At 42.1% G+C, this 15,167-nt stretch carries 11 protein-coding genes; 3 read left to right on the plus strand and 8 right to left on the minus strand.

Going from position 1 to position 15,167, the window contains the following annotated elements; all coding sequences use genetic code 11:
- Positions 1-318 precede the first annotated feature (318 nt).
- The gene (locus tag K9M07_07085) at positions 319-858 is read left to right on the plus strand and encodes an ester cyclase (GenBank protein ID MCF7852985.1); all 540 of its coding nucleotides are present in this window, start codon (positions 319-321) and stop codon (positions 856-858) included.
- 162 nt (positions 859-1,020) lie between these two features.
- Here the strand turns inward: K9M07_07085 and K9M07_07090 are convergent, their stop codons facing one another.
- Positions 1,021-2,307, minus strand: a complete 1,287-nt coding sequence (locus K9M07_07090) for an ankyrin repeat domain-containing protein (protein MCF7852986.1) — start codon at positions 2,305-2,307, stop codon at positions 1,021-1,023.
- A gap of 142 nt (positions 2,308-2,449) precedes the next feature.
- Here K9M07_07090 and K9M07_07095 point away from each other — a divergent pair, with 142 nt between their 5' ends.
- Positions 2,450-3,358, plus strand: a complete 909-nt coding sequence (locus K9M07_07095) for a lysophospholipase (GenBank protein MCF7852987.1) — start codon at positions 2,450-2,452, stop codon at positions 3,356-3,358.
- On the opposite strand, the gene K9M07_07100 is transcribed toward K9M07_07095, so the two are convergent.
- The 6 genes from K9M07_07100 to K9M07_07125 all read right to left on the minus strand — a co-directional run bounded on the left by K9M07_07100 (position 3,326) and on the right by K9M07_07125 (position 13,106).
- A complete protein-coding gene (locus K9M07_07100) occupies positions 3,326-5,992 on the minus strand; it encodes a glucosidase (protein ID MCF7852988.1) in 2,667 nt (888 codons plus the stop codon). The two genes, K9M07_07095 and K9M07_07100, sit on opposite strands and share 33 nt — an antisense overlap.
- An 83-nt stretch (positions 5,993-6,075) precedes the next feature.
- Positions 6,076-7,455, minus strand: a complete 1,380-nt coding sequence (locus K9M07_07105) for an ankyrin repeat domain-containing protein (protein MCF7852989.1) — start codon at positions 7,453-7,455, stop codon at positions 6,076-6,078.
- A 109-nt stretch (positions 7,456-7,564) separates the two neighbouring features.
- Positions 7,565-8,752, minus strand: a complete 1,188-nt coding sequence (locus tag K9M07_07110; GenBank protein MCF7852990.1) for an ATP-binding protein — start codon at positions 8,750-8,752, stop codon at positions 7,565-7,567.
- 327 nt (positions 8,753-9,079) lie between these two features.
- Positions 9,080-9,784: an ankyrin repeat domain-containing protein gene (locus K9M07_07115; protein ID MCF7852991.1), complete on the minus strand. Its 705-nt coding sequence runs from the start codon at positions 9,782-9,784 to the stop codon at positions 9,080-9,082.
- Positions 9,785-10,025: 241 nt separating this feature from the next.
- On the minus strand, positions 10,026-11,303 hold the full coding sequence (locus K9M07_07120; protein MCF7852992.1) for an ankyrin repeat domain-containing protein: 1,278 nt from the start codon (positions 11,301-11,303) through the stop codon (positions 10,026-10,028).
- A 186-nt stretch (positions 11,304-11,489) separates the two neighbouring features.
- Positions 11,490-13,106: an ankyrin repeat domain-containing protein gene (locus tag K9M07_07125; protein MCF7852993.1), complete on the minus strand. Its 1,617-nt coding sequence runs from the start codon at positions 13,104-13,106 to the stop codon at positions 11,490-11,492.
- Between the two features lie 187 nt (positions 13,107-13,293).
- On the opposite strand from K9M07_07125, the gene mnmA reads away from it, so the two are divergent.
- Positions 13,294-14,373, plus strand: a complete 1,080-nt coding sequence (mnmA, locus tag K9M07_07130; GenBank protein ID MCF7852994.1) for a tRNA 2-thiouridine(34) synthase MnmA — start codon at positions 13,294-13,296, stop codon at positions 14,371-14,373.
- A 14-nt stretch (positions 14,374-14,387) separates the two neighbouring features.
- On the opposite strand, the gene K9M07_07135 is transcribed toward mnmA, so the two are convergent.
- Positions 14,388-14,978, minus strand: coding sequence for a hypothetical protein (locus K9M07_07135; protein ID MCF7852995.1), 591 nt, complete (start codon positions 14,976-14,978; stop codon positions 14,388-14,390).
- Positions 14,979-15,167: the final 189 nt, after the last annotated feature.

Below are 15,167 nucleotides of genomic sequence, written 5' to 3' on the forward strand. Positions count from 1 at the left end.
TTTGGAGAAAAATACTGGCGCATACGGCCAGTATTAAACTCAACTTGAGCATAAAGAATGGGCCTTTGCAATTTGAGCAGCTTATCCGCCATTAATCATGTGCAGTTTTCCGTCAGGAAAACTCGCACATCGCGTCAATCCTATAGCTATCAAGAGCCCTCACCCCCCATTCGCAGCGTGACCGTAATATTCTCATAGAAAAAAATTGCAAAAATATGTGCATAAAAACTATCTCTGCTTATTAAGGGACTTGATTAGATTTCTTTTGAAATTCCATTTACGGCGAATTTATAGAAAGATCCCGGTATGAGGTAGATTATGAAGACTTTTATCCTTTTATTTTCAATTGTCTATGCCATGGCATCTCCGCTCTACTCGGATCCTGTTGGTGCAATTTTTTCTCTGGGATCGAAAGAAGCGGCAGAGCAGGCGCTATCCAATGATAAAATTGTTCAAAATTTTTATCATGCATTTGAAACGAATAATCTAACCGACTTAATGACAACGATAACGGAAAATTGCAAAGTCAGTAATATTTCGGAAATGCACCATGCTGCACTGACACAATATGAAATTGGAAGCCCCAATCTTAAAGTAAGAATGAGTGCACTCCACCGTTCATTGAGTAATATCTCTATTAAAATTGAGCAGCTGGTGATGGGAGATAATAAAGTCGTCGCCCAAGTTTCCTTGACAGGCATTCAAAATGGAAGCTTCATCGGAATTGCTCCCACAAACCGTTATATTACCATTCGCTCCGTCTCATTTTTTAGAATTGAAAATGGAAAAATCGTCCAAATTGAAGAAATGATTGGCGAATACAATCTCATGCGACAACTGGGTTATTTCGTTTTTTAACTTACACACTCACCTTACGCAAAAATGAAGGATTATAGAGCGGCTGCGGCTTTGCCATATCCATACTCCCTCGTCGGACATAGCACTTTGGCTATGCCCTCCTCATTCGGACCACTTCGTTTTGATCCGGCTTTGCCTCGCTCGCTCTCTGAATCCTCATTTTTACGTAAGGTGAGTTACACAATTGATTCCTATCTTCGATGCAAATTTTTTAACATTTTCAGCCAACCGAGTGTTTTTTCCTAAGAAAATTTCTTGCAGTAGTGCTTGATCTCTATTTGCAAAGATGTTTTTGATGAGCAGCGTAAAACAACAGGTATTCCAATCTTCTGAGGCAAATGATAACGCCTTGATATATATTGCATTGGAAAGGCGCTCGCGAACATATTGATTTGATAGTAGAGACTGCACAATTATTGGATGCGAATATTTCACGGCCAAGAAAAACGCTTCCTCAATAGGGTGAATTTCCAGTTTTTCGAAAAATTCGGGCAAAAGAAAGAGCTTAAAACATTCCAATTGATTCATTCGAGAAGCTGCGATGAGCCCCTTCCCTAAAACTTGAGCACCCACTCGGTCCTTATAACGAAACAAAATAGCCTTTAAATTCTCATGATAGCCTTGATGTGATAAATCATAAATCATATCGAAAAGTTCGCTTAGAGGGATTTTATCATGTGCAACTTCAATCAACCAACGAACACACTCAATCTGATTGTTTTTGATTGCGGCATTGAAACACTCCCTATCATTAACAGCCCTTCCATCGATCTTCTCATTATAGCTTCTCATATATTGCAAGCATTCGAGATGCCCCTCCTCGCAGGCATACAATGCGGCCTTTCTAAGGGCTGTCAACCCAAAGGTATGTTGCTTTCCAAACTTTTCTAGGAGAACTTTTAAACATCCCGTTTGTCCCTCCCTCGCGGCTAAAAGCACCCCTTTTTCCAACTCAAGCCGTGTGAGCTTAAAATCACCATTTATGATGACATCGAGACTTTCAATCTCTCCTAAAATAATTGCGCGCTTAAACGCTTGATGGATGCCGGCATGCGTTAAATTAGGGCAATCTAACTCCCGCTTTTGGGCTCTGATCAGAGCTGAAACGCATTCGGGATGTCTATGAATAACGGCTTCCTCAAGCGCCTGATCTAGGACGGATGAGTATTCAATACCCGTCACTTGTCTTCTTTTTTGCGCAAGATAGCCATCCATTTCTTTTTCATGCCCATTTTGAGCCGCCCATAATACTTGTCCTTCCCATTGACTTCTACTGATTAAAGAGGGGGAGAGTTGTCTAATCCCTAGATGAGCAAGAGACGCAGGTGCTGAACAAAAGTTCATCCGATTTTGCAACAACCATAATGAAATAACGCTCTTCTTTGGCGGAAGATTTCCGGATTCCCGACAAATACACCGAAGACTTCGACCAACTATTCTCATTGTCATACGCATCCTTCCAAAATTTAAACAGAAAAGTTGATACCAAACTTAAAGATTTTGTTAAACACTTCTTTTTTAGCACTCATTCCCGGTATACCCAAAAAAGGGGATTTCAAGTATTATCGTTGTTTTTACCCATGGAATTTGCATGAAAAAGTTTTTCGGTTTCATTATTATCGCTATTGTCGCTGCAACCGTAACAATTGCAGGAAATCTTTATTTCACACAAGAGAGGCGCATTTTTGGCTTCTCAACGCTTCCCTTAGACCATCAATTCCGATGGGAGATGCCCCACAAAGAAATTATGCTCGATACGCCCAATGAGGGAAAAATCAATGCGATTTTATTTGAAACAACCCGAGAAACTCCGAAAGGCGTCATCTTTTATTGCCATGGAAAAGCTAGCCACATGGATCACCCCAAATGGGGACCGGTGATCGAAAACTATACAAACCTTGGCTTTGATTTTTTTATGATGGATTATCGCGGAGCCGGAAAAAGTAGCGGAAAGCAGTCTGAAGAGGCGATGCTGACGGATTGTAATGTCGCTTATCAATATCTGCTTGATTACTATAAGGAAGAGTCCATTACGGTCTTTGGAAAATCTCTTGGAACCTGCTTTGCAACGTATGTTGCATCCCAAAACAACCCTCGAGCACTGATTATCGAAGCGCCTTTTTACAATATCTTTGATATCGGCTGTAAAACGCTCTATTTTATTCCACCACTACTCATTAAACTGGTTATGAAATATCCATTCACAACGAACGAGTGGATTAAAGATGTCCCTTGCCCTATTTACATCATCCATGGAACATCGGATTCGATTATTCCTCATGATGCCAGCCTTCGATTAAAAAAAATCACCGATGAGACAAACCAACAAACCGATCTAATGATCATTGAAAATGGGGACCACGATCACCTCCATAAATATCCGGGTTACCACGCCAAAATAGAAGAAGCACTTGGGATATCCACTAGTCAAACACAAGAAAACATCTCTCAATCTGAACTAGACGGTTCAAATCCACTTGTGAATGATATTGGCAATTAAGGCCGTCCATCCCGCTTGATGAGAGGAACCGAGTCCCTGACCGGTTTCTCCGTTGAAATGCTCATAAAATAGGATCTGATCGCTAAAAGAAGGATCCTTTTTGAAGATGGGGTTATCGCCGTGAATCGGGCGTGTCCCATCTTCCCTCTTTTGAAATAACTTAAGCAATGCACGACTGAAATAGTCAACCATCTGCTTTAAATCAACGGGTTCTCCTCCCGGAGTTTCTACTTTAAAATCTTCGCCTAAGAGCTCATACAATCGATCGAGCGTTTCAATAAAGAGATAGGTCGTTGGAAACCAGACGGGCCCTCTCCAATTTGAATTCCCCCCTTTAACACGCGCTCTACTCTCCCCCGGCTCATATTGAAGCACTTGATCAAAGAGCCTAATCGGGTTTTGATCATGATATTTAGACAGGGATCTCAAACCATACTCTGAGCGAAATTCATCGGGATCCCAAGCTCTTTTAAGCACCCGCTTCATTTGACTGACATTCATTAAGGACATTAAAAAGCCCTTTTTTCCATCCTGATCAAAAGAGGTAATGCAATACTTTGTGATATCCTTTCGATTGGTTAAAAACCAATTGATACTCACGGAAAATTCCTTGAGATCATCGAGTTCTTGTTGATCAATCCAATCTACGGCAAAAATGGGAATAATCCCTACAAGAGAGCGGACCCCAATTTTTTGATGCGTTCCATCAGGCCTACAAATCACATCATAGAAAAAGCCATCGAGATCATCCCAGATTTGCACATCTCTTATTCCCGACTTGTGAAGGGCGGCAGCGATATAGATAAAGTGTTCAAAGAACTTGACAGCAAGGGATTCATAATCGGAGTCATGTTTAGAAAGTTCAATGGCAATGCGCATGAGCTTAAGACAGAAAAAACCCATCCATCCCGTTCCGTCTGACTGCTCGAGTTTACCCCCGCCCGGTATGCCCTTACTGCGATCAAAGACCGTAATGTTATCGAGACCTAAAAAGCCCCCCTCGAAAATGTTATTACCGGCCGAGTCAATTTTGTTTACCCACCAGACGAAATTAATCATCATTTTGTGAAAACATTTTTTTAAAAATGAGATGTCTTTTTTACCCGTTTTTTCATACTCCATCTGATAAAGATTCCATGCCGACCAAGCTTGAACAGGTGGGTTTAAATCGGAAAATTCCCATTCATAAGCCGGAATTTGCCCATTAGGATGCTGAAATTGATCAAAGAGCAAAAGCCACAGCTGTTCTTTTGCAAAATCCAGGTCAACAAGAGCGCAAGAAAGACAATGAAAAGCGAGATCCCACGCCGCAAACCAAGGGTATTCCCATTTATCCGGCATGAGCATCACCCGTTTGGAAACAAGATGCCTCCAGTGTACATTGCGAAGCAGCTTTCGTCCGGGAGGAGGAGGGTTCATTGGATCATCGCCCATAAGCCATCTCTGCACATCAAAGAGATAAATTTGCTTAGACCATAAAAGTGAGCTCAGAGCCTCTCTAAAAATGCGTTTTTCTTCCTCGGTATGATGCTCTTTTGCAATATAATCGTAATACGCGTCAGCCTCTTTTTTGCGCCGATCGATCCACATTTGCGCTTCTTCTAATGGCCGGTCTTGGGGTTGATTGGAAAAACGGAAGAAAAACTCTTTTTTACCCTTTCCCTCGATGTCAATATTTGCATAATGAAGCGCCGCTTTTGTCCCCTCTTTTTTTTCATTCACACACTTTTCTTGATTGATGATATACCGATGAAAAGCATCCTTAACAAAATGAGTCGGTGATTTTTTTCCATACAGCTTTTCACGGTTCGTTTCATTTTCGGTAAATAAAGACTCGCCACCATCGGGCCCATAAAAATAGTGCTTTCCTAAAGAATAATCAAACGTAATAAATTGGACCGATTCCGCTTCGGTATCATCTAATACGATGCACTTGCAATCGGGATCGGATTCATCAGCGCTCATCTTATATTCGTGAGTCCCAATGCCATAAGACCAGACATTGCGAAATACGATCTGTGGAAGCAAATCAATAACAGCGGCATCTTCACTATGATTTTCAATTGCCACTTTAATCACTAAATCATCCGGATCGATTTTGGCATACTCAATGGTGATATCAAAATATTTGCCGTCATTAAAAACCCCCGTTTCGCAAACCTCAAATTCAGGATCATTGGAATTTCGAGACGCATTTTCTTTTATGAGCCGATCATAGGGAAAGGGATTTTGGGGATACTTGTATAGATAACGCATATAAGAATGTGTCGGAGTGTTATCGAGATAAAAATAATACTCTTTAACATCTTCTCCGTGATTGCCCTCCTGCGAAGTAAGGCCGAACAGCCTTTCCTTGAGAATGGGATCCTTGTGATTCCAAAAAGCAAACGATAGGGCAACGACCTGATAGCGATCGCAAATCCCGGCAATTCCATCCTCACCCCAACGATAGGCCTTAGAGCGCGCTATATCATGAGGAAAATACTTCCAAGCATTTCCATCTTGGCTATAATCTTCGCGCACAGTCCCCCAAGACCTCTCAGATACATAAGGACCCCACTTGTGCCAAATAGGAACCTGATCTCCCCTATTTGCATTCAGCCGCTTCACTTCCTCAGGTGTATTTTTTGCCATTGTCACTTGCTCTATTATTTTGAATTAAAACCTCACTTTAGTAGGGAATAATTCATTCAATCAAGCTTTTTTTATTCAATGGGCTAGGAACAACACAACAACCTCCCAATAGATGACAAACAAGAAGCCCTTGATAGCGCCTCCTCAAGCCTAAGCGCCACTTCCGTCTGATGGTATTCACGTGCAGCCTCTAAGGCTTCCCGAATGTCCTTAGCGCCCGCAGCCAGAAGCACTTCAACTACCGGTAGATGACCTCTCTCAGATGCATACATTAAGGCCGTTTCTTTCGAAATCCTGTTCTTATGATTCACATCAACGCCTTTAGCTACGAGCATTTCAATCATAGCTAGATGACCGTTTTCAGCCGCATTCATTAGTACAGTCCTTTTCCGATGATCCTCTTCATCCATATCAGCGCCTTTATCTATGAGCATTTCCATCACCGGTAGATGACTTCCATCGGCCGCATATATTAAGGCCGTCCATCCCAACATACCCCTCCCCTTGATATTCACATCAGCGCCTTTAGCTAGAAGCTTTTCAACTACGTCTAGACGACCATTCCCAGCTGCGGCTATTAAGGGGGGAATATAACCACTCGATTCGCGGCCATTCGGATTAGCACCTGCATCTAAGAACATTTCAACTACCTCAAGATCACCATTCCCAGATGGCGCTGTTAAGACCGATGTTGCCCCCGCTAAACGGTAGACCTCGCCATTCACATCAGCGCCTTTATCTAAAAGCATTCTGAGTAGCGTTAGACGATTTGAATGACGTGAATCACATGCTATTGTCAAGGGTGTACTATATTCATCCTTAGTTAAACGATTTACATCAGCCCCCTTATCTATGAGTCTTTCGATGACGTTTAGATGCCCCCCTATAATTGCCCCCATTAAAGGGGTCCAACCGCGAGCATTTGGATGATCACTCTGAGCGTCAGCACTTAATAGCATGTCAACTACCGGTAATTGGCCTTCCTTAGCTGCACACATTAAAGCCGTATCGCCTTTCGCATTTGGGTGTTCTATGTCAGCCCCTTTGTCTAGAAACATCCCTACAATTTCTTGATGACCATTCGCTGCTGCTTTGATTAAGGCCGTGTTCCCGTCCTTATCTGCATCATTAACATCAACTGCTCCACTGTCGATCATTTGTTTTATAACCGAAGTCTTACCCTCCTCAGCTGCTATTAAGAAATCTCTCTTGTTTTCTTCTGATTCAGTGGTTTTTTTTAAATCTAAAATCCTCTGCTTATTTTCAATACAATAACGCAAAAAATCAGTATCGCTCACATCTTCAGGTCCCCAACACCTTTCAACCCTTCGACGCATAGAAGGGGCACGAGCAGCATCCAGATCCGGAATATGATGAACTAGACTAGGATGTTGAGCTAAAGGAATAGTTTCTGTAGGTATTGGAGTTGAACTTTTACCTTCGACGCGAAAAAACGATGCCATATAAGGCCTCCTTCTAAAATAAGCATTTTGTTAAGAAATGAAGAAGTTTAATTTAACAGTTATTAATTGTGAAGCAGGGAATAAGGTATAACCGAAAGTTGCGCCGGATCTAAAATAACGAATCGATAGGAGTGCACAAGAAATCTTGGATGGGAATCCCATGATTTCCAATAACCAGGGCTTTAAATGGCTCATACATCCCTATGAAAGTATTCATTCCTGATAGGGCTTCTTTTTTTAAAGAGCTTTTGACTTCTAAAGCGATTATTTTTTTTCCTTTTTTAAGAATAAAATCTACTTCCTGATTTTTTTCTCGCCAATAAAACAACTCTATTTGAGTTCCTCTTATCTGATTGAGTAAGTAAGCTCCAACTGCAGACTCAACCAATCGCCCCCAATATTCCTTATCCTCTTTTGCTTCTTTTAGTGTTTTTCCTGACTGTGCACTCATCAAAGCCGTATTCAACACTTGTAGTTTGGGACTTGATCCCTTACTTCTAACTTTTTGACTAGTAAATTTTGAAATTCCGGTTAATAGCCCTGCTCCGGATAAGAGTTCTAAATAATGAGCTAATGTTGTCGTATTTCCGGCATCATCTAATTGACCGAGCATTTTTTGAAAGGATAGGATTTGAGAAGAATAAATGCATCCAAGTTGAAAAAGTCTTCGAAGTAAAATAGGTTTATTTACTTGGGTCATAAGAAGAATGTCTCTAGAAATCGTTGTTTCAATAAGAGAATCATTAATGTAATTTTCCCAACGTGAATATTGATTGTTTTGAATCAATGAGGCAGGCCCCGGATAACCCCCATAAAAAATAAATGTGTCTATATCCCAAGAAAAAGCAGCTTGCATTTCCTGAAAAGACCAATGGGTGACCGGAAGAATTTCAAATCGACCGGCTAAACTTTCTGACAATCCTTTTTGCATTAACCATGGAGAAGAACCAAGAATAATGACTTTTAGATTTAATTTGGTCTTACTATCTTCATCCCACAGCTTTTTAATCAATGATGACCAACGGGGGATTTTTTGTATTTCATCGACTATAAGAAGAGCAGACCCCTTGTTTTTCACTAAATCTCTGGCGATTTGCCATTGTGTTTCTATCCAAGAGAGGTCTTCTAAAGTAGCGATATCAGCAGAATTATAATGAATGGGTATTTGAAGATGCTCTTGTATTTGCAGAGACATCGTCGTTTTTCCTACCTGCCTAGGCCCCAGAAGAACTTGAATAAATTGCCTGGGTTCTTTAAGCCTTGAAACGATTTCGTCATAAATTTTTCTGTGGATCATAACGCTTTCTTTTTTTTACTCATTACATTGAGCAATTTTACTCAATTAATTGATCAAAATCAAGAACCGTTTTTAATCACCTAATAATAAGGCGCTTATATCGATATAATCCACAAACATCTTGAACAGAGACCGAGCTGCAGGCTCATTCCTTCAGAGACAAGCTCTCATTGAAGCGGGAAGATTGCAGCTTGGGCCCTTGCCGTTCAATTAAGCTTTTTGTATCCAATGGGTCGGGACCAATGAAACAACCTCCCAATAGATGGCAAACAAGAGGCCTTTGATAGCACCTCATTAAGTCTAATCGCCACTTCCGTCTGATGGCGTTCACGTGCTAACCTTTAAGGCTTCCTGAATGTTGTTAGCGCCCTTGTTTATAAGCAGCTCAACTACCGGTAGATGACCTCTCTCCGATGCCATTATTAAGGCTGTGAAGCCCCCTTCTCCTGAGTGCTCTAGATCAATCTTTTCAGCTATGAGTTTTTTGACTACCGGTAGATGACCTCTCTCAGCAGCTATTAAGAACTCTCTCTTTTTTTCTTCTGGTTCAGCAGCTTTTTTAAAAGCTAAAATCTGCTGTTTATTTTCAACACAATAACGCAAATAACTTGAGCCATTGGACTCCTTGGCGAGTTCAAATCTTTCCTGAGTATGCTTTGGCGCGCGGCTTACAGTAGCTTTTTTTAAAGCTAGAATCTGCTGTCTATGTTCAAGACAATAACGCAAATAACTTGAGCCATTGGACTCCTTGGTGAGTTTAAATCTTTTCTGAGTATACTTTGACGCGCGGCTTACAGTTGAATCTGGATTAGAAACCGCCGCAGCTTTTACATAAGCCGGATCCGGGCCCGCATCAGTATCGCTCACATCTTCAGGTCCCCAACACCTTTCAACCCTTCGACGCATAGAAGAAGCACGAGCAGCATCCAGATCCGGAATATGATGAACTAGACTAGGATGTCGAGCCGGAAGAATATTTTCTGTGGCTGTTGGACTTGAACTTTTACCTTCGACGCGAAAAGACGATGCCATATAAGGCCCCCTTTTAAAATAAGCATTTTGTTAAGAAATGAAGAAGTTTAATTTAACAGTTATTACTTGTGAAGCAAGGAATGAGATATGCCGGCAATGATTCAAGAGTTGGAATTTTTAGAAGCCGGCTATAGCGCTGGTCGATCGGGCCGAAGGCCCTTCTACCTGAAAGGGCGCGCTATTGACAATAGGCAGAGGTGAGATAAATCGATCAAACAGACGCAAACCTTCAGGATGAGCCCTACCTTTCAGCTCCTGCTCTCCTAAGCAATTCTATAATGTCTGCACGCCTTATTAAGATCGCCACCTGTAAGGCAGTGCTGCCTATCTCATCTGCGTACCCAACATCAGCACCTGCACCTAAAAGCTCTTCGACTACTTCTAAATGACCATTCCCGGATGCTCTTATTAAGGCTCTATCACCCATCAATGCCTGTCTAGAGTCTTCCCGAGCAAAAGACAATCCTGCTCCTATAAGATTTCTTACGATGTCTATGTTATTTTCATGAGCTGCCCTTATTAAACATCTTTCAATGGCGGTACTTGCCCAATCTATAGCTCCTAATCTTATAAGCTTCCTTATAAATCTCGGGTCATGCGCATGAGGCCCAATATCGGCTCCTGCAACTATAAGTTCTTTGAACACTCCTAAATGATCATAGGTCCGCGCTTTATTTAAGGCTGTGTTGCCATCTTTATCCGTGCAATCTACATCAGCCCCTGCTTCTACAAGCGCTTTGACTACTTCTAAATAACCATTGCAAGATGCCTTCATTAAGGCGGTTTCGCCATTCTTATCTGTGCAATCTACACCAGCATCTGCAGCTACAAGTACTTTGACTACGTCTAGACAACCGTTAAGAGATGCCTTCATTAAGGCCGTAACGCCATTCTTATCTGCACAATCTACACAAGCTCCTGCAGCTACAAGCGCTTTGACTATATCTAGACGACCATTAAGAGATGCCTTCATTAAAACGGTGTTGCCATCCTCATCTGCGCGATCTACATCAGCCCCGGCAGCTATAAGCATTTTGACTACCGGTAGACAGCCTTTAGCAGATGCATATTCTAAGTCCGTATAGCCTATATCTTTCGCATCACGATACTCAGAACCATCTGCAGACAGAATCCTTTCACACTTCTCCACTAGTGCTGTCTTAACCGGCTCGGAAGTCACACGGCCATGGGACAATAAAAACTGAACTTCATTTAGATCATTGCGATCTGCCGCTTTTATTATTAAATCATCTAAATGATACACACCTAAAAACAATAAGCTGCTTAACCCTAAACTTCTTACTTTTTGAGCAATAAAGCCCAAGCCCTCCATCATGGGATTAATGACGTGCGCATTGAATGAGAAATGGGAAATACCGGTAGCCATTGATTCTAAGGATGAATAAGCAGCAGATAAGCTCCCCGTCGCACATTGAGAAATCTTCTGTAAGTAAGAACTTTCACTTGCTGAACTTTCAGGTAAATTTCTGCTATTTGAAAGACTATTGACCGGATGCATAATTTAGACTTTGTTTAATTTTTGATTGGTATATTTTAACAAAACAACTAAATAAATTCAATTGTTTTACAAACCTATCCGACAAGGAGATAGTGAAAAATATTTTAAAAAACACCCTCAACATACAGCTTTTTTATAGCATGCTATTGAGAGTTTTGCTTGTTTCGGCTAGAAGTCCTCATCACTTTAAGAACAGACACAACCTGAGATCTCTTCTTCAGCTTCTGCTCTCCTAAGCATTGCTACAATGTCCGTATGCCCCTTTAACAACGCCATCCTTAGGGCAGTGCTGCCACTATTATCTGCGCGATTCACATCAGCTCTTGCTCCTACAAGCATCTCCACTATTTCCGCAGGACCTTTTAAAGCTGCCCTCATTAAGGCCGTAATTCCATAGGCATCTGCACAATCCACATCAGCCCCACCAGCTGCTATAATAGCCCCAACGACTTCCGTATGCCCCAACTCTGAAGCACGCATTAAGGGTGTGACGCCCTCTTCATCACGACCTATAGCCGTAATAAGTTCTCTGACTACTTCTAAATTACCATTACTAGATGCAATCATTAAGGCCGTGTTGCCGCCCGCATTTGCCTGATTTACATCGACCCCTGCTTCTATAAGAGCTCTAACTACATCGAAATTACCATTACGAGATGCAATCGTTAAGGCTGTATCGCCATCCCTACCTATGTGATTTACATCAGCCCCAGCTGCTACAAGCATTTCGGCTACTTCTAGACGACCTGCCTCCACAGCCCTCAACAATGCTGTCCTGCCACTGGCATCCTCAAGACCTATATTGGCTCCCGCTGCTTTAAGCTTTTCTACGATTTCTGTATGACCCTCTATAGCTGCGCTCTCTAGAGGCGTTTCACCATAGGAGGGCCAGCCGAGACCATCGATTGCAAAATTCACATCAGCCCCAGCCGCTATGAGCCTTTCGACTATCAATAGATGGCCTCTAGAAGATGCATACCTTAAGGCTGATCCACCATCACGACTCACATCAGCCCCATCCGCTATGAGCCTTTCGACTACCGATAGATGACCATACGCAGATGCACACGCTAAAGCCGATCCACCATCACGATCCACATCAACCCCAGCCGCTATGAGCCCTTCAACTGTCGGTAGATGGCCTTTCTTAGCTGCACACGCTAAGGCCGATTCACCATCACGACCCACATCAGCCCCAGCTGCCCTAAGCGTATCTGCTATTTCCCTATGGCCTAGGTCTAAAGCCGACACTAAAGCCGATACTAAAGCCGTTTTATCCTCATAATGACCCGCATCAGCCCCAACTGCTATAAGCATTTTGACTATCGGTAAATGACCCTTAGAAGTCGCATATTCTAAGTCCGTATAGCCTATAGCTTTCGCATCACGATACTCAGAACCATCTGCAGACAGAATCCTTTCACACATCCCCACTAGTGCAGTCTTAACCGGCTCGGAAGTCGCATGACCATGGGACAATAAAAACTGAACTTCATTTAGATCATTGCGATCTGCCGCCTTTATTATTAAATCATCTAAACGATACACACCTAAAAACAATAAGCTGCTTAACCCTAAACTTCTTACTTTTTGAGCAATAAAGCCCAAGCCCTCCATCATGGGATTAATGACGTGCGCATTGAATGAGAAATGGGAAATACCGGCAACTCCCGCTTCTAAGGATGAATAAGCAGCAGATAAGCTCCCCTTCGCACATCGAGAAATCTTCTGTAAGTAAGAACTTTCACTTGCTGAACTTTCAGGTAAACTTCTGATATCTGAACGATTACTGACCGGATGCATAATTTAGAATTTATTTAATTTTTGATTAGTATATTTTAGCAAAACAACTAAATGAATTCAATTATTTTACAAACCTATCCGGCAAGGAGATAGTAAAAAATATTTTAAAAGAACATCCTCGGTATGCAGTTTGTTTCAGCATAAGACTTGAAGCTTGAGCTCAAGGTGTGCTACAATTCGTAGCCCTATGGAAAAGCCCAATCACACGATTACAGTTGCTGTTGGAATGTCGGGAGGCGTTGACTCTTCCGTTGCCGCCTATTTGCTCAAAAAGGCCGGCTACCGAGTCATTGGCTTATTCATGCGCAATTGGGATGAAAAAGATAGCTCCTGCCCTGCCGCCCAAGACTACCAAGACGTCATCTCTGTCTGTAGTCATCTCGACATTCCCTATTACACCTTTAATTTTGCCGATGAATATTATGACAATGTCTTTGCAGACTTTATAGAAGGGCTCAAGTTAGGGATTACTCCCAACCCCGATATTTTCTGTAATAAAGAGATTAAGTTTAAGGTTTTTCTTGAAAAAGCCCTTGAGATTGGGGCTGATTATCTCGCCACAGGCCATTGGGCAAAGGTGGGCCAATCTGAGCAGGGGCCCTATCTTGCAAAATGCGCTGACCTTAATAAAGACCAAACCTACTTCCTCTACACTTTGAAGCAAAAACAACTGGAAAAAGTCCTATTCCCCCTAGAACACTTAACTAAGCCTGAGGCAAGGCAACTCGCTAAAGAAATTGGCCTCAGCACCCATGATAAAAAAGACAGCACCGGAATTTGCTTTATCGGGAAGCGCAAATTTAAAGATTTTATCGAGACCTATATCCCCAGAACCCCCGGAAACTTTGTGTCTGAAACGGGTGAAATCCTAGGGCGGCATGACGGCATCGCCTTTTACACCATTGGACAGCGTAAAGGCCTTAAAGTCGGCGGGCCGGGCGATGCGTGGTATGTTGCGGACAAAAAAGTGGATACGAATGAGATTCTTCTCGTGCAAGGGGAAAACAACCCCCTATTGTATACTGAAAACCTTCAAGCAGCGAATGTCAGCTGGACAAGGGATGATTTTTTTCTGAAGGCCCCTTTTGAATGCACGGCAAAAGTGCGTTATCGGCAAGATGAACAACCCTGCGTGATCACCCCGCTCAACGGCAATGAGGTGAGCGTCCGCTTTAAAGCCCCTCAAAGAGCCACTACCCCCGGACAGTCTATCGTTTTCTATCGCAATGACGAATGTCTGGGCGGGGCCATCATTACCTCTTCGTGAGAAGAGAAAAAATTTTAAGCTGCCCCTTTTTTCTCTTCATCCATCACGTCTAAAAGGGATTGTTCAACCGACTTAAAAGCGAATTTCGCCGGCCAAGAGTTGGCATAAGATCCCATATGCTGAATCAACATATTGATTGAACCTACTTGGGTACAATAATCGATCAATCCAAACGCAGAAACGATCCCAAACTGAGCATGAGCCTCATCTATTGAAGCACACCCGTGTTTTACCTTCTCTTTTAAGGCACAGATGCTCACTAAAAACCCGTGTAAAAAGTCCTTTTTCGGAAGGTGGAAATTAATCTTTAAAAGCTCATTTGAAATAGCCTTAAGCTCTTTTAAGTCAGACTCTTGAGGAAAAAATCGATCCGCTTCAATAGATTGGGTATATTCCTTGGCAATCTTTCTTAAAATATCACAAGCCCTTACGACTAAAAACTTGAGCTTATCACCTAGATATAAAGTGAATCCATCCAGTGCTAAAAAGTAACCTTTGACGAAAGCAATCCCAAATTCAAGCAGCTGAGGAGGCGTGTGAATTGATGCATCAATCATATCATTAATTTTGTAAACTATTGGTTTTAAATTAATTGTGGAATCCATGCTAAACCTACTATTTTTTATCTTTTATGGGCATATACCGCTCGTGATTCAAGAGTTGGGATTTTAGCAAAGATGGCGCTTCGAATTTTTATCAGGCTTTAGCCGGCTTAATTTTTTGATCCTATTGAAGATAGGTCAAAAAATTAAGGGTGAAAAGTCGAAGATGCCGGCGAAGATAAAACCCAATTC

Source organism: Simkaniaceae bacterium (assembly GCA_021734805.1).
Classification (GTDB): Bacteria; Chlamydiota; Chlamydiia; order Chlamydiales; family JACRBE01; genus Amphritriteisimkania.